Consider the following 21,696-nt stretch of genomic DNA (forward strand, 5'->3'; position numbering starts at 1 on the left):
TTCGCACGCACGGGGCGCGTCAGCGCCAGCGCGCCAACAACTTCGACGCCTCACCGGCGAGTGCACCCTGGAACAGCGGGCCGAAACTGATGCGCCCCACGCCGAGTGACGCGAAGTGCGAGAGGTCGCCGTCGGCCGGGTTGGCAATTGCGTTGACCGGCAACGGAAGTCCCTCGACGAGACGCTTGTAGTCGTCGTCGCTGTGGAAGCCGACCGGGTACAACGAGTCCGCCCCGGCAGCCGCGGCGAGCTTCATCCGCTCGATGGCGCGCTCGACCCGATCGCTCTCGTCACCGACCTGCTTGACGAACAGATCGGTGCGCGCGTTCAGCACCACGTGCACGTCGGTTGCGTCCGACGCCGCACGCAGGGCACCGACGAAGTCCGCATGCTCCTGCGCCTCACGCAGACGGCCGCCTTCGCTATGCACGGTGTCCTCGATGTTCAGGCCGACTGCACCGGCCGAGACCAAGCCGTCGATCAGACGCTTCGGATCTTCGCCGTATCCCGACTCGATGTCCACGGACAGCGGAACGTCGACGGCCGCGGTGATCTGCGAGATGCGCGCGAGCAACTCGTCGAACGTGATGCCCTCGTTGTCCGGCTTACCGATCGAATCGGACACCGGGTGGCTTCCGACGGTCAGCGCGGTGAATCCCGCATCGACGGCGAGCTTCGCGGACCACGCATCCCACACCGTGGGGAGAACGACCGGGTCACCCGGCTTGTGGAGTTCGAGGAGGGTTGTTGCCTTCTGCGCCAAGCTCGACATTGAAGCTCCTAAAGGTTGGGAGAACGTACGTTCTCCCACACCGTACCTGCTTCAGTCGATCAGATCGAGCTTCTTCATGTGGTCGAACACCATGAGGGAGCCGGGAGCGACGTCGGGCATCGCCGCGTACTCGTCCCGCGTGAAGTATCTGATCTCGGCGATCTCACTGGTCGGCACCGGCTCGGAACCCAGCTCGGCGACGAAGCAATGAATCTCGAGCGGGGTTCCGGACGGATGCCCCCACGCGTCGCAGGCGAAGACGCCGAGGAACCGGGCGTCGACGACGTCGGCATCCAACTCCTCGCGTATCTCCCGATGCAGAGCCTGCTCGGGCGTCTCACCGGGGTCGATCTTCCCGCCTGCCATGTAGAACGCGGTTTTCCCGGTCGAGCGCGCCTGGAGCATTCGACGGTCTCTCACATACGCCAACCCAGCGGTACGAATCACGAAAGCAAGGTATCCAATCTCTCGTACCCCTCGGTGACGCCCTTCTCCATACCGCTCTGGGCCATGCCGTCGCGCGCCTCGATCGACGGGAAGGTGCTCTGCCCTTCGATGCGAGTGCGTCCGTCGCCGAGATCGACGAAGGTGATCGACTCGATACTGACGACGTCGGGAACGTCCTCGTACTCGAACGTCTGAATCACGAAGTCGTTCTCACGCACGACGTGGAAGACACCGTTGAAGGCGAACGTCGCCCCCTCCGGGTCGGTGTGCACGTAGCGGTAACGGCCTCCCGTCGAGAAGTCGTAGGTGTCGAGCTTCATGTCGTAGCCGTTCGGTCCGAGCCACTGCACCACGAGCTCGGGGTCTCGGTAGGCGCGAAAAACTGCGTCGACGGGCGCGTCGAACTCACGCGTGATCGTGATGAACGGGACGCCGTCGGGCACGGTGATGGTCACGGGATTAGTCATTGCCGTAGTCCTTGTCGTTGGCCAGCAGTGCATCGAGCTTCCTGAACTGCTGTTCGTGGATGATGCGGTATTTGTCGATCCATGCGGTCAGCTCCTCGAGGCGCGCCGAGTCCAGATGAACCGGACGACGCTGCGCGTCGCGTGACCGGGTCACGAGCCCTGCCGCCTCGAGAACCTGAATGTGCCGTGAGACGGCTTGCTTGCTGATCTCGAACGGTTCGGCGAGATCGTTCACCGTCAACGGCCCACGACTGAGTCGGGCGACGATGGCACGCCGAACCGGATCGGCGAGCGCCATGAACGCCCCGTCGAGCCTGTCGTCCGTGACGCTCATGATCAACCAACTCCTTTATCAATCCATACGTTGATTACGGTAGGCGCCGACGCCCTCGCCGTCAACAGGTCTGTCCTTTTTGCACCAGTCGAGAGCCGCGCGGCCACGCAAAGTAATATGGGAGCCAACCCATACTCGCCGGCCGAGCACACGGCTCGCGAGCTTGATTTCTCGTTTTGTTCGCCTACTCGACGCCGCCCAACGACCACCGCGTCACCCGTCGAGGGTGACGCGACCCGAGACGACGGAGTACCTTTTTGCTCGCTATTTTGATTGCGCACACGGTCGCGGCCGTGCTCGCTCCGCTTCTGGTTCGCTGGTGGGGCCGTAACGCATTCTTCCCACTCGCGCTCGTTCCGCTCGTCAGTCTGGTCTGGGTCGTCGCGAACTGGAACACCGAACAGTTCCTCAGCATCGAGTGGGCCCCCGGCCTGTCGATGAACGTCGACATGCGCTTCGACTCACTGGCCGCGATCATGTCGGTGCTGGTCCTCGGTATCGGCGCGCTCATTCTGCTCTACTGCGCCCGTTATTTCGAGGACGACGAGCCGCGCCTCGGCATCTTCGCCGCCGAGATGGTCGCGTTCTCCGGTGCCATGTTCGGTCTCATCACCAGCGACAACATGCTGGTCCTGTACACCTTCTGGGAAATCACGACCGTCCTGTCGTTCCTGCTGGTCGGCCACTATGCCGAACGTGCCTCGTCACGCCGTGCCGCGACGCAGGCCCTCCTGGTCACCACCGCCGGTGGCCTCGCGATGCTCGTCGGCATCATCGTCCTGGGTCAGGTCGCCGGCAGCTACAACCTGTCCGACGTCGTCGCCGACGCCCCGTCGGGATGGCTGCCCGGCGTCGCGATCGTCCTGATCCTGATCGGTGCGTTGTCGAAATCGGCCATCGTTCCGATGCACTTCTGGCTGCCGGGCGCGATGGCGGCACCGACGCCCGTCAGTGGCTATCTGCATGCCGCGGCCATGGTCAAGGCCGGTATCTATCTCGTCGCACGGATGGCGCCCGGCTTCGCCGACTCCGGGCCGTGGCGCGCCACGGTCATCTCGCTCGGACTGCTGTCGATGATCCTGGCCGGCTGGCGAGCGCTGCGCGCGTTCGACCTCAAACTGGTCCTCGCGTTCGGCACCGTCAGTCAGCTCGGATTTCTGATGGTCCTCGTCGGGATCGGTACCGAGAAGGCGATGCTGGCGGGTCTGACGATGGTCGTCGCGCACGCGATGTTCAAGGCCACGCTGTTCATGGTCGTCGGCATCATCGACCACACGACCGGCACCCGCGACATCCGTAAGCTCGCCCACCTCGGCAAGAAGGCCCCGTGGTTGGCCGTCATCGCCGCGCTGGCTGCCGCCAGCATGGCGGGTCTGCCGCCGTTCCTCGGATTCGTCGGCAAGGAAGCGGCGCTGTCCGCGGTGATCGAGACGCCGGTTCTGAACCCGACCGTCAGCGTGCTCGTCGTCACCGGCCTGGTCGTCGGTTCCATCCTCACCGTGACCTACAGCATCCGCTTCGTGTGGGGAGCGTTCGGCCGCAAGCAGCTCAAGCGCCCGAGCCCGGCCGTCAAGAACATGCACGCGCCGACGGCCCTCTTCATGGCGGCGCCTGCATTCCTCGCGGTGCTCGGTCTGGTGTCGGGCATCTTCTCGCCGGTCGTCGACACCCTTGTCAGCCCGTACGCGCGCACGCTCGACGCATACGGCCAGGCGTCGTACCACCTGTCGCTGTGGCACGGATTCAACCTGCCGCTGGGTCTGACGGTCATCGTCGTGGTCGGCGGTGTGTCCCTCTTCATCGCGCACCGCATGGTCAACCGCCTGAAATTCGAGCACCCGCCACTCGGCAACGCCGACCGCGTCTACGACTCGGTTCTGAAGTCGATGGACACCATCTCGCTCCGACTGACCGGCACCACGCAGCGTGGTTCGCTCCCTCTGACGCAGGGAACCATCCTGCTCACGCTGGTTCTGCTGCCGATGCTGCTGCTCGCGTTCGGACGCGAACCGGGTCTGAACTTCGTCTGGTTCGACACTCCGCTGCAGGTCATCGTCTCGCTCATCATGATTTCCGGCGCCCTCGGCGCGACGGTGATGCGCAACCGTCTGGCCAGCGTCATCCTCGTCGGACTCACCGGGTACGGCTGCGGCGTCATCTTCGCCGTCCACGGCGCACCCGACCTGGCGCTGACACAGTTCCTCGTCGAGACGCTGACGCTCGTCGTCTTCGTGCTCGTGCTGCGCAAGCTGCCCGCCGAGGTCGACGACCGTGGCTCGGCCGGTTCACGCCTCCCGCGGGCGGCGCTGGCCATCGCCGTCGGCGTCACCGTCACCGTTCTCGGCGCGTTCGCGATGAACGCGCGCAGCGCGGAGCCGATTTCGCTGCAACTCCCCGATGCGGCCTACTACCTCGGCGACGGTAAGAACATCGTCAACGTGCTGCTGGTCGACATTCGTGCGTGGGACACCCTCGGCGAGATCTCGGTGCTCCTCGTCGCCGCGACCGGCGTCGCGAGCCTCGTGTTCCGCAACCGTCGCTTCGGCAGCGCACCGCGGGTGTCCGACGCCCCGGCCACGCAGTCCGACGGCGGCGTCGGCACCGACACGACGTGGCTGCTCGGCGGCGACCTGATCGATCCGCGGCATCGCTCGCTGATCCTCGAGGTCACGACGCGTCTGATCTTCCCGACGATCATGGTGCTGTCGGTGTACTTCTTCTTCTCCGGCCACAACGCGCCGGGAGGCGGATTCGCGGGCGGCCTGACGGCAGGTCTCGCTCTCGTTCTCCGTTACCTCGCCGGTGGTCGGTACGAACTCGGTGAAGCCGTTCCGATCGACGCGGGCAAGATCCTCGGCCTCGGTCTGATCTTCGCGTCGGGCACCGCGATCGCGTCGATGTTCCTGGGCGCGCCCGCGTTGTCGTCGGCGACGATCGAGCTGACGCTTCCGGTGCTCGGTGACATCAAGTTGGTCACCGCGCTGTTCTTCGACCTCGGCGTGTACCTCATCGTGGTCGGTCTCGTACTCGACGTACTCCGAAGTCTCGGTGCACGTCTCGACGCACAGGTGGAGATGCAGAGCCAGGTGAACGCCCGATGACCGCGAACCTCGGAATGCTGATCGTCGTCGGCATCCTCGTCGCGACGGGGGTGTACCTGCTTCTGGAACGCTCGATCACCAAGATGCTGCTCGGACTTCTGTTGTTCGGCAACGGAATCAACATCCTCCTGCTGACGGTGGGAGGCCCGACGGGCACCCCGCCGATCGTCGGGCGCACGACGTCGATTCACGACACGATGGCAGATCCGTTGGCGCAGGCCATGATTCTGACCGCGATCGTCATCACGATGGGTATCGCAGCGTTCGTCCTGGCGCTCGCGTATCGCTCCTTCACGCTCAACACGAAGGACGACGTCGAGAACGACCCCGAGGACACCAAGGTCTCCAAGCGCCGGTCGATGGCCGAGATGCCCGACCGCGACCGGTCCGACGACCCCGTCACCGGCGAGCCGAGTTTCGGCGGCGACGCGTTCGATTCCGACGGCAACCCAATTCCGATCGAGGACCTCAAGAACCTCGAGGATCTCGAATGCTACGAGGATCTGCACGACGGTGACTTCGACGACGACGACGAACCCGAGATGAAAGGCCTCGACGGAATCGACAGCGCAGAAGAAGACCGAACCGCAGAACGCAGCGGTCAGAAGACGAAGCGGAAGAAGGGAGGCGCGAAATGACCATCCCCGTCGGCGCCATCTCCGCCCTCACTCCCCTGCCCGTCCTCATTCCGCTCTTCGCCGCCGCACTGACTCTGATCGCGGGTCGTCGTCCGCGGGTGCAACGATTCATCACCGTCGTCGCGCTGACGGCCGTCGTCGTCGTGTCCGCCCTGCTGCTGTTCCTGGCCGACCGCGACGGCACGTTCGCGCTTCAGGTCGGTGGCTGGGAATCGCCGATCGGCATCTCGCTCGTCGTCGATCGCCTGTCGGCGTTGATGCTGCTGGTCAGCGCGATCGTGCTGCTGGCCGTCATGGTCTACTCGATCGGTCAGGGTATTCGCGACGGCAACGAGAACCAGCCCGTCTCGATCTTCCTGCCGACTTATCTCGCACTGAGCGCGGGCGTCTGCAACGCGTTCCTCGCCGGTGACCTCTTCAACCTGTTCGTCGGATTCGAAGTCCTGCTGGCCGCGTCGTTCGTGCTGCTGACTCTCGGTGCGAGCGCCGACCGCGTGCGAGCCGGAGTCTCGTACGTCATGGTGTCGATGGTGTCGTCGCTGATCTTCCTGTTCGGCATCGCACTGGTCTACGCGGCGACGGGCACGCTGAATCTCGCACACATGGCCACCCGCCTCGACGACGTGCCGTCGGGTACGAAGACGGCGATCTTCGCGGTTCTTCTCGTCGCATTCGGTATCAAGGCCGCGGTCTTCCCTCTGTCGACGTGGCTTCCCGACTCCTACCCCACGGCACCTGCCCCGGTGACCGCGGTGTTCGCCGGTTTGCTCACCAAGGTGGGTGTGTACGCGATCATTCGCGCGCACACGCTGCTCTTCCCGGACGGCAGCCTCGACAACGTGCTGATGGTGTGTGGGCTGTTGACGATGCTCGTCGGCATCTTCGGTTCCATCGCGCAGAGCGACATCAAACGACTGCTGTCCTTCACGCTCGTCAGCCACATCGGCTACATGGTGTTCGGTGTGGCGTTGTCGACGCAGTCGGGTCTGTCCGGTGCGATCTACTACGTCGCCCACCACATCATCGTGCAGACGACGCTGTTCCTGGTGGTCGGTCTGATCGAACGGCAGGCCGGATCGTCGTCGCTGCGACGCCTCGGCAGTCTCGCTGCCGCGAGTCCCGTTCTCGCGATCATCTTCCTGATCCCGGCACTCAACCTCGGCGGCATTCCGCCGTTCTCCGGGTTCATCGGCAAGGTGGCGCTCCTGCAGGCCGGTAGCGCGCAGGGCAGCGTCCTCGCGTGGATTCTCGTCGCAGGCGGCACGGTGACCAGCCTGCTCACGCTCTACGTCATGGCCCGCGTCTGGACGAAGGCGTTCTGGCGTGCGCGTGCGGATGCTCCGGAGGGCGACCTGGCCGACAACAGCCCGTCGGTGCTGCTCGACGATTCGAGCGACATCCAGCTCGCCGACCGGGAGGACGTGGGCCGCATGCCCGCGTTCATGCTGATTCCGACGATCGGGCTCGTCGCGGTCGGGCTGGCGTTGACGGTGTTCGCCGGTCGCATCATCGACATCAGCGATCGTGCGGCCGCGGACCTACGCGATCGCTCGGTGTACATCGACGCGGTGCGAGGCGCCGAGTTCCTCGGGGACAAGACGATGGATCAGGTCGCGGGAGAAGAGGCAGGCCGATGACATTCCTCAACCGCTTCGTACTGCTTCGACTGTGGATCCTCGCGTGGCTGACGGCCGTCTGGGTGTTGTTGTGGGGCAACGTCAGTCCCGCGAACATCCTCGGCGGCATCGCCGTCGGAGTCCTCATCATGGTGCTGCTGCCGCTACCGAAGGTTCCGGTCGAGGGTCGCGTCCACGTGTGGTCCCTGATCAAGCTCACCGCGTGGTTCTTCTACTACGCCGCCGAGTCGAGTGTGAACGTCGCATGGCTCGCGGTGCGGCCGAAGGCACCCCCGGTCACCGGCGTGCTGCGGTGCCGTATCGCGATCAAGTCGGACCTCGTGCTGACACTGTTCGTCGACGCGATGAATCTGGTGCCGGGAACGATGGTGCTCGAGATCGACCAGACCCGCAGGTTGCTGTACGTGCACGTCCTCGACATGGGCAGCCAGAAGGCCGTCGACTCGTTCTACGCGTACGTACGACATCTGGAGAAACTCTTCATCGCCGGTTTCGAGCGTGACTCCGACTGGAAGCCGAGTCCGCTGCACTTCCAGGAGTACGAGCGCTACCACGGCGTTCTCGGCGACGACGTGACGACGTACCGCGAAGGCCGAGACGACAAGAAGACCGACGACGAGCGAAAGGGGAACTGGTCGTGACGATCGTTCTCGCCATCGCCGGCATCCTGCTGGTCGCGGCCGCCGTCGTCACGGCGTACCGCCTGCTCGACGGCCCGAGCACCCTCGACCGACTCGTTGCGATGGACACCATCCTCGCGGTGTCGATGTGCGGACTCGCGGTGTGGTCGGTCTACAGCAAGGACACGACGATCGTCCCCTCGATCGTCGCACTGTCGCTGGTCAGCTTCATCGGCTCGGTCAGCGTCGCACGATTCCGGGTGAGGGACGAATGAACACGTTGTTGGAAGTGATCTCGGCGATCCTGATTCTGCTCGGCGCGACGCTCGCGTTCACCGCTGCAGTCGGCATCGTCCGATTCCCGGACACACTGTCGCGCATGCACGCGGCGACCAAGCCTCAGGTCGTCGGCCTACTGCTCGTGCTGGCGGGTGCCGTCATCGAACTGCGGGGCAACGTCGACATCTGGATGCTCGTGCTCGTCGGCATCTTCACTCTCGTGACCGCACCTGTCATCGCGCACGTCGTCGGCCGCGTCGCCTACCGCGAGCAGCGCGGACGCGACGGGCTGCTCATCGTCAACGAGATGGAGTCGGACGGAGACTAGGCCGGCCGCCCCACGTGGCCAGCGTCGTTCCCGGGGCGGCGAAGAACGTCGCGTAGAACATGCCGACGACGGCGCCCATCAGCACGAGGATCAGCGGACCGAACAGCTCGGGATAGTTGCCGAACTGCACGGCCAGGTAGCGGTAGCTCAGCAGAAGCACGACCATGATCATCGCCCCGAACGCAACGAGCCGCACCCGAGCGCGGTCCCAACCACGTTCCGGGTCGCGCAGGATCGACTCGAGCGTCAGACACAGTACGACGCCTGCAACGAGGTCGACGCCGTAGTGGTAGCCGAATCCGAGCGTCGCCGCGAGGGTGCAGACGAGCCATGCGGTTCCACCGAGCCGCAACCACCACGGGCCGCGTCGGGAATGCACGAAGAGCGCGAGTGCCCACGCGGTGTGCAGGCTCGGCATGCAGTTCCGCGGCGTCTCGCCGTCGAATCCGATGGCCGACGGGGTGCCGTCGAAAGGCACGACCGTCGGCCAGAAGTTGCCGAGTTGGAAGCCGTCGCCATCCGCACCGAACGCGAACACCGGACCGACCACGGGAAACAGAATGTAGAAGATCGGGCCGACGATGCCGATCAGCAGGAACGTGCGAACCAGATAGTGCGACGGCCACGCCCCGGTGGTCACGCCTCGGAGCTGGTAGATCGCGATCGCGATGGCGGCGACGGGCAGCTGGATGTAGACCCAGTGCAGCACCGCGTAGACACCGGGTCCGAGCTCGGCGAGTGCGCTGCCCACGAGCCACGACGGGTTGCCGAGCGCGTGATCGGCGAGCTGGGCGTATTCGTCGAGAACGTAGGGTCGCACGATCGTCGTGATCTGCAGCCACACGTCGCCGATCTTGGTCGCGAGGATCAGCAGACCCCCGAGGCACGCAGCTTTCAGTCCGCGCGGATCACGACGTGCGACGGCGTACAGCGCGAGACCGGTGAGCACGATGACGGCACCATTGCCGACCGAGAACGGCAGTCCCGCGTCGAGTCGTACGACGATCCCGACGAGATCGATGGCCACCGCGCTCGCCAACGCCCACACGCGCACGCGAGCCGCGACCCCGACCAACGCCAGAGCGAGCCCGCCCCACGGGACCGCCATCGATTTGGGGGTGCCGACGAAGTCGTTCACGATGCTCGGCAATGGACCGGAAAAACCGTAGCGCGACGCCACGAGTTGCAGCGACAACAACGACACCGCGACGACGGCAGCACCGATCGCGAAGGGACGCAGGGACCCCGACATCTGCGAGCCCGTGAGGGCGCGCTCTTCTCCCTGGAGCACGCCGTTCATAGTAAACGGTCGATGAACGGCGGATTACGACGAAACCGTCAGGCGTTCAGGTCCGTGACCAGCGACCGGACGACGGCCTTCAGGTCCCCGCCCGCGTCCGACGCGACGCGTCGCTGCCGCTGGTACGACGCGCCGAGACGGGGAATGTCGGCTACCGACGCCAGCTCGTCGGCGCACCCCAGGCGCTTGGCCGTCGGCGCCAACTTTTCGAGAAGGTCGTTCAGGTCGTCGGTGACCAGCCGCTCGTTGCTGTCGGCGTCGAGAATGATCTCGGCGTCGAGCCCGTATCGGGCGGCACGCCACTTGTTCTCCTGCACGTGCCACGGCGGGATGCTCGGAAGGTCTTCTCCCGCCTCGAGTCTGGTGTCGAGGTCGACGATCAGGCAGTGCGTCAGCGCGACGAGAGCGGCCAGCTCGCGCCTGGTGGACACACCGTCACAGACCCTGACCTCGATGGTTCCCCATTTCGGCGCCGGGCGAATGTCCCAGTGCATGCCACCGAGCTGTTCGATGACGCCGGTCTTCATCTGGTCCCGTACGAACCCTTCGAACTGACCCCAGTTCTCGAACTGGAACGGCAGACCGGCCGTCGGCAGCTGCTGGAACATCAGCGCCCTGTTGCTCGCGTATCCGGTGTCCGAACCCGCCCAGATCGGCGACGACGCGGACAACGCCAACAGGTGGGGATACTGCAGCAGCAGCGAATTGAGAATCGGGAAGACCTTGTGCGGAGACGAGACTCCGACGTGGACGTGCACACCCCAGATGAGCATCTGCCGACCCCACCACTGGGTACGTGCGATCAGCTCGTCGTAACTCGGCGAGCGCGTCAGCACCTGGGTCGACCATTCGGCGAACGGGTGCGTCCCCGCGCAGACCAAGTCGATTCCCAGCGGATCTGCCGCTCTCCGAACGAGATTCAGCGATTCGTCCAGATCGTCCATCGCTTCGCCGACGTTGTCACACACTCCGGTGACGAGTTCGACTGTGTTGCGGAGCAATTCCTTCGTGACCCGAGGCGTCTCGGCCCCGGCCAGCTCGGTGACACCGTCCATGACGGCGGCCGCCGAGTTGACCAGGTCCAGAGAGTCCTTGTCCACCAACGCTATTTCCCACTCGACTCCGAGAGTGGGGCGTGCCGAGCTGTTGAACGGAATCGCAGGTGGTGCGCCCGGCACGCTCGGAGAGTTCACCTACTGCAGAACTGCGCAGGCGGCGCGGCCGCCGGCGTCACCGGTCATCAACGTGTTCATGTCGGGAACCGCAGCGCCGTCGGGCAGCGTGTAGCGGGTCGGAATGTTCGCGAAGTTGTCGGCACCTTCGTGGATGATGACCGCGCGGCCACCGTCGGCACGCAGATCGTCGAGCGTGACGGCGTCGGTCGTCGTGACCAGGGTGCCGGTTCCGTCCTGTCCGATCTGCAGCGACGTCAGGTCACCGCTCGCGGGGTGCTCGGTGCGGCCGTCGACCTGAAGGTGACCGCCGGCGGACAGGAAGTTGCCCGGCTCTCCGCCTGTCGGAGCGGTCGAGTTCGGCTCGCACTTGCCGACGGTGTGGATGTGCAGGCCGTGGAAGCCGGGCGTCATGTTCTCGGCTTCGACGGTGACGACCAGATGGTCGCCCTCCTCGACGAAGGACACCGTGCCGACCGTGGTGCCCGACGCGTTCTCGAACTCCGCTTCGACGGTGCTCTCCGGATTGTCGGCAGCGACGCCGTGTCCGCTCGGATCCTCGTGTCCGGTCCACACCGGAGGAGTGGTTCCCGGAACGTCGGAGGGCGTCTCGGGGGCGCTGCAGGCAGTCAGGCCGAATGCCGCGACAGCGACGATCGGGGTAGCGAAACGCCAGGAGCGCATCTTCGATCGAGCTGTACTTGTCGGTGCCATGGGAGAAGCTCCTTCGTGGGGCCGGCGATACGGTTGCGTCGATCTTAACTATGCCCCGTAGTAGTAGCCGACCACGGGTTGTCAGCTGTTACTGCGTCACCATGACGATCACGCCGTCGCCGAATTCGCTGAGTGTCGCCGGGCGTGCTTGCGTGGTTGCGCCGAGTTGTTGGGCGATCTGCTGAGCCGCAGCCTGCTCGCCGGGGCCGGTTCCGTAGTAGACCGTCGTCGAGGGGATCTGAGAGGCGGCGTAGTTGCCGGTTTCGGCAATGGTCCAGCCGTCGGACGTCAGGGTTGCTGCGGTGTCGGCCGCCAGGCCGGACACGTCGCTGTTGTTGAGCACTCGCACATCGACATCGGCCGGGTCCACCGACGTCGTGGCCGACGCCGTCGCGGACGCCGACGTCGATCCAGCCGCAGAAGCCGACGTGGGGGCTGGCGCCGCTGCCGATGTGGGGGCCGCGGCCTGCTCGCTGGTCGTCGGTTCGGACGCTGTGTCGTCGCTGTCGTCCGAACCGGTCAAAGACAGTGCACCGATTGCCGCGAACAGAATCGCGAGCGAGATCAACACCATTGCCAGAGCGCGGAGCGGAGGACCGGACGATTCCGGGTTAGGACTGCTCACACCCGAAGACACTAGTTGATCGCAATCGCGGGCCTACGCACGTCAGATCTCGAAGCCGAGCCTGCGAGCCGCGCGGGCCTTCTGCCTACTTGCCCGCAGACGACGGAGTCGCTTGACCAACATCGGATCCGCGGCAAGAGCTTCCGGACGGTCGACGAGCGCGTTCAGCACCTGGTAGTAGCGGGTGGCGGACATCGAGAACAGTTCCTTGATGGCGTCTTCCTTCGCGCCCGCGTACTTCCACCACTGACGCTCGAAGGACAGGATGTCGTGCTCGCGACGGGTAAGGCCGTCGTCGCCCACCTCGTTGGGGTTCTTCGCATCGCCGGACTGCTGAGACTGGTTCGAGTCACGCGCTGCAGCGCCGTCCATCTCACTCCTCGACTTCTCGGACCCGCATCTGCGGAGTCGTTTCGCGGCCGAACATCCCGGCCCACTCGACCCGCACGAATTACACACGTGTGGTTCGCGATCATTCAACCACGCTGAGCACCGCCTACCGTGCGCGCGGCGCACGCGCGGCGCGTCGTACCCGGTTCACCGCGTGCACGGTCACGACCGGCCCGCCACTATTGTTGGTCAACATGGCAATTCTCCCCATCCGGATCGTCGGCGACCCGGTGCTGCACACCCCGACCGAAAAGGTCACCAAGACTCCCGCCGAACTCGCCGAACTCTTCGCGGACATGTACGAGACGCTCGACGCCGCGAACGGAGTCGGGCTTGCCGCGAACCAGGTCGGCGTACCGCTGAGACTGTTCATCTACGACTGCCCCGACCAGGGCCCGGACGGGAAGATGATCCGCCGGAAGGGCGAGGTCGTCAACCCGGTGCTGGAGACGTCGGCCATTCCCGAGACGATGCCCGATCCCGAGGACGACGACGAGGGCTGCCTCTCGGTTCCCGGCGAGCAGTTCCCGACGGGTCGTGCCGACTGGGCACGGGTCACGGGCACCGACGCCAAGGGCGATCCCGTCGACATCGAAGGCACCGGCTTCTTCGCGCGGATGCTGCAGCACGAGGTCGGCCACCTGGACGGATTCCTGTACGTCGACGTGCTCATCGGCCGCAACGCACGCGCGGCGAAGAAGGCGATCAAACGCGCCGGCTGGGGCAAGCCGGGACTGTCGTGGGTTCCGGGAACCGTCGAGGATCCCTTCGGTCACGAGGACTGAACCCGTGGGTCCACGGGTCGCGCTGCGCTACCTGCTGCCGTCCGGACAGAGTCACCCGATGACGGACGTCATCGGGGAACTCGTGGAGCACGACGAATCCGTCGTCGCGGTGCGGGCGTCGGACGGCCGGGTCGTGCGGGTGACGCCTGACCGCGTCGTCGCGTTAAAGGAGCTGGGCCCTCGACCGATTCGGACGTCGGAGATCAGGGGGCTCGAGCGGGCCGCAGCCGACGGGTGGCCGGGCGTCGAACAGGCGTGGATCGACGGATGGCTGCTGCGGGCCGGGCACGGTTTCACGGGCCGGGCGAACTCGGCGGTACCGGTCGAACCGTCGGCGTCGATGGAATCGCTTCCTCGGATAGTGCAGTGGTTCCACGCCCGCCTGCTGCCTCCGACGCTGCTGCTCCCGGACCGGCTCGGCGCGGTGCCGCCGGGATGGTCGACGCGCGACGAGACGCTCGTCATGGCGGCCGACATCTCGCAGGTGCCGCTTCCCACCGACTCGGTGTCGGTGATCGCGGATGCTCCCGGCGAGGACTGGCTCGGGTTGTATCGGTACCGCGGCCGCCGACTTCCGAGCCGCGCACTCGACGTCATCTCGTCGGTGCGGGACGGCGTGCTCGGCTTCGGCCGTATCGGCTCGGCGGCGAGCACGATGCTCGCCATCGGGCGGGCCGCGGTGACGGATGCTCCCGACGGCAGGCGCTGGGTCGGTCTGACGGCCGTCGAGGTGGCGCCCGCGCATCGACGCAACGGGCTCGGGACGCGGATGTGCGGCGAGCTCGTAGCGTGGGGGCGCGACCATGGTGCCACGCATGCCTACCTGCAGGTTTCCGCCGAGAACACCGGTGCGATCGCGATGTACCAGGGACTCGGATTTCTCGAGCATCACCGGTATCGGTACGCGGCTGCGCCACCCGTGCGCGCGAATGTATAGCGGGCTGCACATTCGCACGCACGGGTGCGAGCGCCTAAGGTGACGGCCGTGCGATTGGCTACCTGGAACGTGAACTCCGTCCGCTCTCGACAGGATCGGATCGTCGACTGGCTCGGCCGGTCCGACGTCGACGTGTTGGCGATGCAGGAAACCAAGTGCAAGGACGCGCAGTTCCCGTACGAGCGGTTCTCCGAGATCGGCTACGAGGTCGCGCACGTCGGGCTCAGCCAATGGAACGGCGTCGCGATCGCGTCGCGCATCGGTCTCGACGACGTGCGGATCGGCTTCGAGGATCAGCCCGGTTTCAGCAAGGATCCCGAGGTCGAGGCAGTCGTCGAGGCACGCGCCATCGGGGCCACGTGTGGCGGCGTTCAGGTGTGGAGCCTCTACGTCCCCAACGGTCGCGAGCTCGCCGACCCGCACTACACCTACAAGCTCGAGTGGCTGGCCAAACTGCGCGCCGACGCCCAGGCCTGGGTCACCGCGGATCCCCAGGCGCAGATTGCCCTCGTCGGTGACTGGAACATCGCGCCCACCGACGACGACGTCTGGGATCCGGCCCTGTTCGAGGGCAAGACGCACACGTCGCAGGCCGAGCGCGACGCCTTCGAGGCATTCACCGAAGCCGGGTTCACCGAAGTCACGCGGCAATTCACGCCCGAACCGAAGACCTTCACCTACTGGGACTACACGCAGCTACGGTTCCCGAAGAAGCAGGGGCTGCGCATCGACATGGCGTTGACCTCGCCTGCGCTCGCGGCTCGCGTCAGCGGCGCCTTCATCGACCGCGAGGAACGCAAGGGCAAGGGCGCCAGCGATCACGCGCCGGTCGTCGTCGACATCTCCTGACGCGTCGGCGCCGAACGGACCGAGGGCGCCCCTGAGTCACTCAACGTGACCGAATGTCACCCTCGGTCCGGAAGCAGCCAATCACAGGTCACTCGGCCACGAGATCCAGGAACTCCGGATTCCGCGCGAGGTAGCGGCGGACGTACGTGCAGATGGGGACTATCCGCCATCCACGGTCTCGCGCAGTGTTCAGCGCGCCGCGCACGAGAACGCCTGCCCAGCCGCGGTCGCCGAACTCCTCTTTGACGACGGTGTGCATGAACGCCACCGCATCGTCGTCCGCGTCGCGATACCCGAGGATACCGACCAACTCGTCGCCGACGAACAGGTCGAAACGGTTGTGCGCGCAGTTGTCCTCGATACGCACTGCCGCGGCGACGGCCGCCTGCGACGTCAAGTCCATGTGATCCATGTCACTACTAGACCAGCAGCTCGACTTCTCGTCGACCGGACGTAGCGATTCGACGCCACGCCGAGTCGCAACCGTTACTTGTCGACAGGAACCATGAGGTCGGAGTACTCGGGATTCGCCGAGACGAATCGCTGCACGTACGTACAGACCGGCTTCACCTTCCAGCCGTAGGACCGCGCGTTGTCGAGCGAACGACGCACGAGGATCGCGGCGAGACCCTGATGCCCGAAATCTTCCGTGACGACGGTATGCATGAACGAGACGACACACGCGCGGGAACCGCGCTTTGCCGGACCTTCGAACTCGTAGAAGCCGACGATCCCTACCAGATCGCCGTTGAGCCTGAGTTCGAAACGGTTTTGATCCCTGTTTATGGAAACGTCAGCGCTGGGACTGCTCGCAAGCACGGGTCACCTCCTTTACCGAGGGTGATGTGTGTGTTGAATTCGTCGTGACCAATATGTGACCTGCACCACTATTAAACAGTGCACCGAGTGCCTTGTCACCCGTTTGTAGGAACAAACCTTCGGTGCCGTAGGTCCGCAACATAGATGCAACGTTCGGGCTGGTAACGCTCATAGCGGTTGACCATCGGCATTGTGATGCAACAACATTCATGCCGACGCATGCATCTGTCGTAGACGGTGAGACCGCGGCCGGTACTGTTTTCACTCGTGAAGTTCCTACCGCTGACCCCCCACGGCGCGACGCCCGTCCGCGCGCTCACGATCGCTGGAACGGACTCGGGCGGAGGCGCGGGAATCCAGGCGGACAGCCGCACGATGGCCATGTGCGGCGTCCATGCGTGCGTCGCCGTCGCCGCGGTGACGGTGCAGAACACGGTCGGCGTCAGCGGCTTCCACGAGATTCCTCCGACGGTCGTCGCCGATCAGATCCGGACCGTCGTGGGCGACATCGGCGTCGGCGCTGCGAAGACGGGAATGCTGGCGTCGTCGGCCATCATCGAAGCAGTGACCGCGACCTGCACCGAGGTCGGCATCGGCAACGCCGGCTCTATCCCGCTCGTCGTCGACCCGGTGTGCGCGTCGATGCACGGCGATCCCCTACTGCACGAAGAAGCCCTCGACGCCGTTCGGCACACCCTCTTCCCGATCGCGACCATCGTGACGCCCAACCTCGACGAAGTCCGATTGATCACCGGCATCGAGGTGGTCGACGACGCGTCGGCCCATCGTGCGGCGGAGGCCTTGCATGCGCTGGGTGCGCGGTATGCCCTCGTGAAGGGCGGACATCTGCGCACGTCCGAGCAGAGCACCGACATCTTGTTCGACGGCAACGAGTTCCTCGAGTTCACGAGCCCGCGCATCGACACCGGAAACGATCACGGGGGCGGCGACACTCTCGCTGCGGCGATCGCGAGCGCGCTGGCCAACGGTTACTCGATTCCCGACGCCGTCGCGTTCGGCAAGGAGTGGGTCACCCGCTGCCTGGCCGCGTCGTACGACCTGGGCGCCGGCCACGGCCCGGTGTCACCGCTCTGGCGTCTGCACGAGTCGCAGGATTCGTAGGTCCTCGGGTACGCCGTTCAGCTTCGGCGCGAAGAACCCGCGACGGTAGGGCCGCGCGGTCAGGCCGAGGTCATCGAGCGTGCCGGGCGGCATGCTGTCGAGCGATCGCTGCGAGATCATCAGATTGCCGTTGCCGCCGGTCTCCATGACGCGGGAGGCGATCGTGACGTCGACGCCGAGCCAGTCCGATCCGATCTGCCGCGGGTTTCCGGTGTGAATGCCTGCCCGCATGATCGGTGTGTAGCCGTCGACGTCGACGTAGGTCAGCGCCCTCCGGGCAGCCGCGACGGCGTACAGCGCTTTCTCGGGTCGGTAGAAGACGGCCATCAAACCATCGCCCATCCGCTTCACGACGCGGCCCTGATGGGTTTCGATCGCCGGCTCGATCGCCTTCGACACCTGCCTCAGCAGCGTCAGCGTGTCGCTGTCCCCTGCGACGAGCGACCACGACGAGAACCCGACGAGGTCGGTGAACACGATGGTGACGTCGTGCTCCCCGCGACCTCGACCTGCTCGTTCGAGGAGAGCCTGCCACAGCTGAAGCGCACCGAGCCCGACCTCACGGGATGCACCGGGCTCGTCGTCCAGAAACCGATCGGCGACGCGTGCGACGGCGAGCGCCGAGCCCGGACCCGCCATCGACAGCGGGTCCCCGAACGACGGGTCCCCGGGCAGCACGTTCCGGATTCGTCGCACCGCGTCGACGATCACGGGACTGCGATCGACCGCGCGAACCCGGTCGATCGTCGACGTCCAGTACGAAGGCACGGATTCGAGCGTAACCGACGGTCACATGTACTTCACTCCCCCGAACGCGCCTCCGTGCGTGCGGCACCGACGGGAACGCCGTCCGGACCCTCGACGGATTGGGCGTAGGTGCCGATGCCGAACGCCACTGCGGACGCGTTCTCGGCGAGCGCCGCGCGATCGACGTTGGCGAGGGTGTCCTCGGCGGTGTGGTAGTTCTGGTCGAACGTCTCGTCGGCGGTACCGCCCCACTTCGCGGCTTGCTCGGGCGTCTTCTTCTCGTCCGCGCCGCTGAACACTCCGCCTGCTGGAATGCCGACCTCGATGAACGGGCCGTAATCCGATCGGCCGTCGAAGTCGGTGCCGTCGGCAGCGATGCCCTCCTGCTCGAGACGCTGCAGGAAGACCCGCTCGATGGCGTCGGATCCGGGTGGTCCGGCGGGCGCGCCGACCTGGTCCGAGTCGTCGCCGTCGTAGGCGAGGTAGCCGGCGTTGTGCGAGCCGATCATGTCGAAGTTGAGGTACAGCGCGATGTTCTGCTTGTCCTCGTCGCTGAGACCCTCGACGTACTTCGTGGATCCGACGAGACCCAGTTCTTCCGCGCCCCAGAACGTGAATCGCACGGCGTTGGTGACGTCGGGTTCGCTGCCCATCCGCAGTGCCGTCTCGAGAACCGCAGCGGTTCCGGATCCGTTGTCGTTGATGCCGGGGCCTTCCGGCACGCTGTCGAGGTGCGCGCCCGCGACGACGACGTTCGCGGTGTCGCCGGTCTTCGTCTGCGCAATGATGTTGCGGCTCTTGGTCGTGGTCGTCTCGGTGTCGAGCGTCAACGTCAGCTCGGGTGCCGACGCGACCGCCGCGCCGTCCTCCTGCCCGACGCCGCCGGCAGGGATGCGCGCGATGTCCGAACCGCCGAGCGTCGCGCCGTCGAGCGGACCCGGCTCGTTGTTGACCACGACGATCGCCGATGCACCGAGATCGGCTGCGACAGTCTGCTTCTGGCCGAACGGACAGACGCCACGATCGACGACGACGACGGCGCCCTTGGGATCGAGGCCGTCGTAATCCGTTGCCTCGCAACCGGGTGAGTCGTCCTTGGGTGCAGCGACGACTCGGGCCGTCACACCGCCGTCCGGCGTCGAGGGTGAGTACTGCAACGCGCTCACCGGGATCTCCTGCCCGCCTGCCGACAGGGTCTGCGCCGTCGCCTCGAATTGGTCGAACTCGAATTCCGGTGTCTCCACCTCGAATCCAGCGGATTCCAACTGGTCGACGACGTAGTCGACGCTCGCGTCGTAACCCGGCGTGCCCGCGGCTCGATTCCCGTTGTTGTCGACGGCAATTCGTTCGAGCTGTTCGAGGTGCGCCACCACCGCGTCACCGGTGACGGCGTCGGCCAGACCTGGACCGTCCGGCGTCGCGACCGGGGTGGGTGCAGAACTGGCCGGTGGCTCGTCCCCCGAGGAGGACGAACAACCGGCCAGTACGAGTGCTCCGACTGCGACGCTTGCGAGTAGGGTCATCCGCTGCATGGATGCACCCTAGCCGCAACCTACGTCACGCGTCTCGGCGATTGGTCACGAACAGTGCGGCGCCGAAGACGATCGCGGTGAACGCGATGAAGTAGATCAGGCTTCCCCACGGTCCCCAGTGATAGTCGACTCCGCCGGACTGGCCGAGGAAGTGATTTGCGTTCCCGAACGGCAGGAAGGGCTGAATTGCCCGGCCGAACGATCCGAACAATCCGAAGAGCGACTCCACGAGCAGCGGCCACAGAAGAAGCAGCGCGATGGCTCCCGCCGACTGGCGAAGCAGCGCACCGACACCGACGGCGACGAACACCTGCAGGAACGCGAGGATCGCGGTTCCGTAGATGACCCGCCACGTTCCGTCGACGTCGAAGCTCAGCAACGCACCGGCGTCGGGACCTGCGACGGCCTTGCCGACGTAGAACGCCAGAATGCCGAGCACGAAGGACAGGACGAATCCGAACACACCGATCAGCGACGCCTTCGCGACGAGCACCGAGGCACGGTTCGGAATGGCCTGGAACGTCGTGCGAATGATGCCGAAGCGGTATTCGCTGGTGACCGTCAACGCCGCAAGGATCATGAGAACCATGACTCCCATACCGCCGACGCCGCTGCCCACCACCTCGAACACGGTGGGCAGGTACGGGTCGAAGTCGGGCGTGTTACCGCTTGCCACCTCGTTCTCGTAGGACTGCATGCCGAGTTTGGCGGCGAGTCCGACGAAGAACGCCAGGCCGAGCCCGAGCACGATGATGGCGACGGTGCACCACCACGGCGATTTCGTCGACGTGATCTTGATGCGTTCTGCTGCAAGAACTCCCATTACAGTGCACCTCCCATGGCGTCGGTGCCTTCACCGTGATACTGGACGTCTTGTCCGGTGAGCTTCATGAACGCCTCTTCCAAAGATCCTCGCTGCGAGGACAATTCGTGTAGAACGATGCCGTTGCGGCCGGCGATGTCTCCGATGGCGTCGGTCGTCGAATTCGTGACGACGAGCGACGGCTGCAGCTCGCCCTTGTCCGCAGGTTCGCGCACCGTCAGTCCGGCGGACGTCAGTGCACTGCGGAGAGCATCGAGCTGCGGGCTTCGGACGCGTACCGACGCCTCGGACGCATGATTGATGAAGTCCTGGACCGACGTGTCCGCCACCAGACGTCCGCGGCCGATGACGACGAGATGCTCTGCGGTCTGGGCCATCTCGGACAGCAGGTGACTCGACACGAGGACGGTACGTCCCTCGGCGGCAAGGCGCTGCATGAACTTTCGGATCCAGACGATGCCCTCGGGGTCGAGACCGTTGACCGGCTCGTCGAACAACAGGACCTTCGGGTCACCGAGCAGTGCGCCGGCGAGACCGAGCCGCTGCGACATGCCGAGCGAGAAGCCGCCTGCGTTCTTCTTCGCGACCTCGGAGAGACCGACGAGCCGCAGCACTTCCTCGACGCGCGACTTCGGGATGCCGTTCGACGCGGCCATCCACTCGAGATGCGCGCGGGCCGAACGATTGGGGTGCACCCACTTGGCGTCGAGAAGTGCTCCGACGGTACGCAGTGGCTGCGTGAGTTGGTTGTAGGGCTTGCCCTCGATGAGGGCCGTGCCGCTGGTCGGACGGTCCAATCCGAGGATCATCCGCATGGTCGTCGACTTGCCAGCCCCGTTGGGGCCGAGAAAGCCTGTCACGATGCCCGGCTTCACCGTGAAGGTCAGATCGTCGACCGCTTTGGTGGCACCGTACTGCTTGGTCAGTCCCGTTACTTCGATCATGCGGACCACTGTCCCTCATGCGGGCCTGACCGCGCATCGGTCTGGGGTCGCGATGTGGGTCATCCTTTCGGATGATGGCGGCTCCTACGTGCGTGCGAATGTAGGCGGTCTCAAGCAGTCATCGCAACGTGCCTGATCATTGAGGGATGGTTGCGATGGGACGTCCGGTGTACACCCATGAGGTGCGGATGTGAAGTACCCCAGGTTTTGTTCCTATGCGGTTACGAGGGCCGGGGTGGCCGACTCGCTGGGTTGTGAGATGTCGATCAGGGTGGTCTCGTATTCAGCCGGGGGCATGTAACCGAGCGCTTCGT

25 protein-coding genes are annotated in these 21,696 nt (G+C 65.5%); 10 read left to right on the plus strand and 15 right to left on the minus strand.

What is annotated here, in order from left to right:
• Positions 1–19: 19 nt before the first annotated feature.
• From HQ354_RS21975 to HQ354_RS21990, 4 genes are read right to left on the minus strand one after another with little or no spacing between them, the layout of a single operon-like run.
• Positions 20–772, minus strand: coding sequence for an isocitrate lyase/phosphoenolpyruvate mutase family protein (locus tag HQ354_RS21975; protein WP_167678511.1), 753 nt, complete (start codon positions 770–772; stop codon positions 20–22).
• A 51-nt stretch (positions 773–823) separates the two neighbouring features.
• The gene (locus HQ354_RS21980) at positions 824–1,219 is read right to left on the minus strand and encodes an NUDIX domain-containing protein (RefSeq protein ID WP_346764459.1); all 396 of its coding nucleotides are present in this window, start codon (positions 1,217–1,219) and stop codon (positions 824–826) included.
• Positions 1,216–1,686: an SRPBCC family protein gene (locus HQ354_RS21985; protein ID WP_068422116.1), complete on the minus strand. Its 471-nt coding sequence runs from the start codon at positions 1,684–1,686 to the stop codon at positions 1,216–1,218. Before HQ354_RS21985 ends, HQ354_RS21980 begins: the two co-directional genes overlap by 4 nt.
• Entirely contained in the window at positions 1,679–2,020 is a 342-nt protein-coding gene (locus HQ354_RS21990) for a helix-turn-helix transcriptional regulator (RefSeq protein ID WP_068422113.1), read from the minus strand. Before HQ354_RS21990 ends, HQ354_RS21985 begins: the two co-directional genes overlap by 8 nt.
• Positions 2,021–2,277: 257 nt before the next feature.
• Here HQ354_RS21990 and HQ354_RS21995 point away from each other — a divergent pair, with 257 nt between their 5' ends.
• From HQ354_RS21995 to mnhG, 6 genes are read left to right on the plus strand one after another with little or no spacing between them, the layout of a single operon-like run.
• Positions 2,278–5,121 (plus strand): Na+/H+ antiporter subunit A, encoded by a 2,844-nt coding sequence (locus HQ354_RS21995; protein WP_068422110.1) that lies wholly within the window; start codon positions 2,278–2,280, stop codon positions 5,119–5,121.
• On the plus strand, positions 5,118–5,759 hold the full coding sequence (locus HQ354_RS22000) for a Na(+)/H(+) antiporter subunit C (RefSeq protein WP_222635574.1): 642 nt from the start codon (positions 5,118–5,120) through the stop codon (positions 5,757–5,759). Before HQ354_RS21995 ends, HQ354_RS22000 begins: the two co-directional genes overlap by 4 nt.
• Positions 5,756–7,396 carry a Na+/H+ antiporter subunit D gene (locus HQ354_RS22005; protein ID WP_068422105.1) on the plus strand — a complete coding sequence of 547 codons (1,641 nt, stop codon included), beginning with the start codon at positions 5,756–5,758 and terminating at the stop codon, positions 7,394–7,396. Before HQ354_RS22000 ends, HQ354_RS22005 begins: the two co-directional genes overlap by 4 nt.
• A complete protein-coding gene (locus HQ354_RS22010) occupies positions 7,393–8,037 on the plus strand; it encodes a Na+/H+ antiporter subunit E (RefSeq protein WP_068422102.1) in 645 nt (214 codons plus the stop codon). The genes HQ354_RS22005 and HQ354_RS22010 overlap by 4 nt, the downstream gene beginning before the upstream one ends.
• A complete protein-coding gene (locus tag HQ354_RS22015) occupies positions 8,034–8,291 on the plus strand; it encodes a monovalent cation/H+ antiporter complex subunit F (protein WP_068422099.1) in 258 nt (85 codons plus the stop codon). Before HQ354_RS22010 ends, HQ354_RS22015 begins: the two co-directional genes overlap by 4 nt.
• Positions 8,288–8,623, plus strand: coding sequence for a monovalent cation/H(+) antiporter subunit G (gene mnhG, locus HQ354_RS22020; RefSeq protein WP_114328016.1), 336 nt, complete (start codon positions 8,288–8,290; stop codon positions 8,621–8,623). Before HQ354_RS22015 ends, mnhG begins: the two co-directional genes overlap by 4 nt.
• On the opposite strand, the gene HQ354_RS22025 is transcribed toward mnhG, so the two are convergent.
• From HQ354_RS22025 to HQ354_RS22045, 5 genes are all read right to left on the minus strand, one after another.
• Positions 8,595–9,875, minus strand: a complete 1,281-nt coding sequence (locus HQ354_RS22025) for a phosphatase PAP2 family protein (protein ID WP_261769007.1) — start codon at positions 9,873–9,875, stop codon at positions 8,595–8,597. The two genes, mnhG and HQ354_RS22025, sit on opposite strands and share 29 nt — an antisense overlap.
• Positions 9,876–9,961: 86 nt before the next feature.
• On the minus strand, positions 9,962–11,101 hold the full coding sequence (locus HQ354_RS22030) for a glutamate--cysteine ligase (RefSeq protein WP_254303399.1): 1,140 nt from the start codon (positions 11,099–11,101) through the stop codon (positions 9,962–9,964).
• Between the two features lie 15 nt (positions 11,102–11,116).
• Positions 11,117–11,809, minus strand: a complete 693-nt coding sequence (locus HQ354_RS22035) for a superoxide dismutase family protein (protein WP_068422090.1) — start codon at positions 11,807–11,809, stop codon at positions 11,117–11,119.
• A gap of 88 nt (positions 11,810–11,897) precedes the next feature.
• Positions 11,898–12,434, minus strand: a complete 537-nt coding sequence (locus HQ354_RS22040; protein ID WP_174551357.1) for a LytR C-terminal domain-containing protein — start codon at positions 12,432–12,434, stop codon at positions 11,898–11,900.
• A gap of 42 nt (positions 12,435–12,476) precedes the next feature.
• Entirely contained in the window at positions 12,477–12,806 is a 330-nt protein-coding gene (locus tag HQ354_RS22045) for a DUF3263 domain-containing protein (RefSeq protein WP_068422084.1), read from the minus strand.
• Positions 12,807–13,018: 212 nt separating this feature from the next.
• On the opposite strand from HQ354_RS22045, the gene HQ354_RS22050 reads away from it, so the two are divergent.
• Genes HQ354_RS22050 through HQ354_RS22060 form a run of 3 tightly spaced genes read left to right on the plus strand, consistent with a single transcriptional unit; the run spans position 13,019 to position 15,395 of the window.
• Positions 13,019–13,609 (plus strand): peptide deformylase, encoded by a 591-nt coding sequence (locus tag HQ354_RS22050; RefSeq protein WP_068422291.1) that lies wholly within the window; start codon positions 13,019–13,021, stop codon positions 13,607–13,609.
• 4 nt (positions 13,610–13,613) lie between these two features.
• Complete coding sequence (locus tag HQ354_RS22055) at positions 13,614–14,546, plus strand: GNAT family N-acetyltransferase (RefSeq protein ID WP_068422081.1); 933 nt, start codon at positions 13,614–13,616, stop codon at positions 14,544–14,546.
• A 48-nt stretch (positions 14,547–14,594) separates the two neighbouring features.
• Positions 14,595–15,395 carry an exodeoxyribonuclease III gene (locus HQ354_RS22060; protein WP_068422281.1) on the plus strand — a complete coding sequence of 267 codons (801 nt, stop codon included), beginning with the start codon at positions 14,595–14,597 and terminating at the stop codon, positions 15,393–15,395.
• Between the two features lie 88 nt (positions 15,396–15,483).
• Here HQ354_RS22060 and HQ354_RS22065 read toward each other — a convergent pair whose 3' ends face one another.
• Together HQ354_RS22065 and HQ354_RS22070 are read right to left on the minus strand one after the other, a co-directional pair.
• Positions 15,484–15,807 (minus strand): GNAT family N-acetyltransferase, encoded by a 324-nt coding sequence (locus HQ354_RS22065; RefSeq protein ID WP_068422078.1) that lies wholly within the window; start codon positions 15,805–15,807, stop codon positions 15,484–15,486.
• A 74-nt stretch (positions 15,808–15,881) separates the two neighbouring features.
• Positions 15,882–16,214, minus strand: a complete 333-nt coding sequence (locus HQ354_RS22070; RefSeq protein WP_068422076.1) for a GNAT family N-acetyltransferase — start codon at positions 16,212–16,214, stop codon at positions 15,882–15,884.
• Positions 16,215–16,481: 267 nt separating this feature from the next.
• Here HQ354_RS22070 and thiD point away from each other — a divergent pair, with 267 nt between their 5' ends.
• The gene (thiD, locus tag HQ354_RS22075; protein WP_068422075.1) at positions 16,482–17,336 is read left to right on the plus strand and encodes a bifunctional hydroxymethylpyrimidine kinase/phosphomethylpyrimidine kinase; all 855 of its coding nucleotides are present in this window, start codon (positions 16,482–16,484) and stop codon (positions 17,334–17,336) included.
• Here thiD and HQ354_RS22080 read toward each other — a convergent pair.
• Genes HQ354_RS22080 through HQ354_RS22095 form a run of 4 tightly spaced genes read right to left on the minus strand, consistent with a single transcriptional unit; the run spans position 17,298 to position 21,382 of the window.
• Positions 17,298–18,104, minus strand: a complete 807-nt coding sequence (locus tag HQ354_RS22080; protein WP_068422074.1) for an adenylate/guanylate cyclase domain-containing protein — start codon at positions 18,102–18,104, stop codon at positions 17,298–17,300. The genes thiD and HQ354_RS22080 overlap by 39 nt on opposite strands.
• A 32-nt stretch (positions 18,105–18,136) precedes the next feature.
• Positions 18,137–19,615 carry a M28 family peptidase gene (locus tag HQ354_RS22085; RefSeq protein WP_222635572.1) on the minus strand — a complete coding sequence of 493 codons (1,479 nt, stop codon included), beginning with the start codon at positions 19,613–19,615 and terminating at the stop codon, positions 18,137–18,139.
• 25 nt (positions 19,616–19,640) lie between these two features.
• A complete protein-coding gene (locus HQ354_RS22090; RefSeq protein ID WP_222635571.1) occupies positions 19,641–20,438 on the minus strand; it encodes an ABC transporter permease in 798 nt (265 codons plus the stop codon).
• Positions 20,438–21,382: an ABC transporter ATP-binding protein gene (locus HQ354_RS22095; RefSeq protein ID WP_068422278.1), complete on the minus strand. Its 945-nt coding sequence runs from the start codon at positions 21,380–21,382 to the stop codon at positions 20,438–20,440. The genes HQ354_RS22090 and HQ354_RS22095 overlap by 1 nt, the downstream gene beginning before the upstream one ends.
• Positions 21,383–21,696 lie beyond the last annotated feature (314 nt).

This window comes from Rhodococcus sp. BP-261 (genome assembly GCF_019835205.1).
Classification (GTDB): Bacteria; Actinomycetota; Actinomycetes; order Mycobacteriales; family Mycobacteriaceae; genus Rhodococcoides; species Rhodococcoides kyotonensis_B.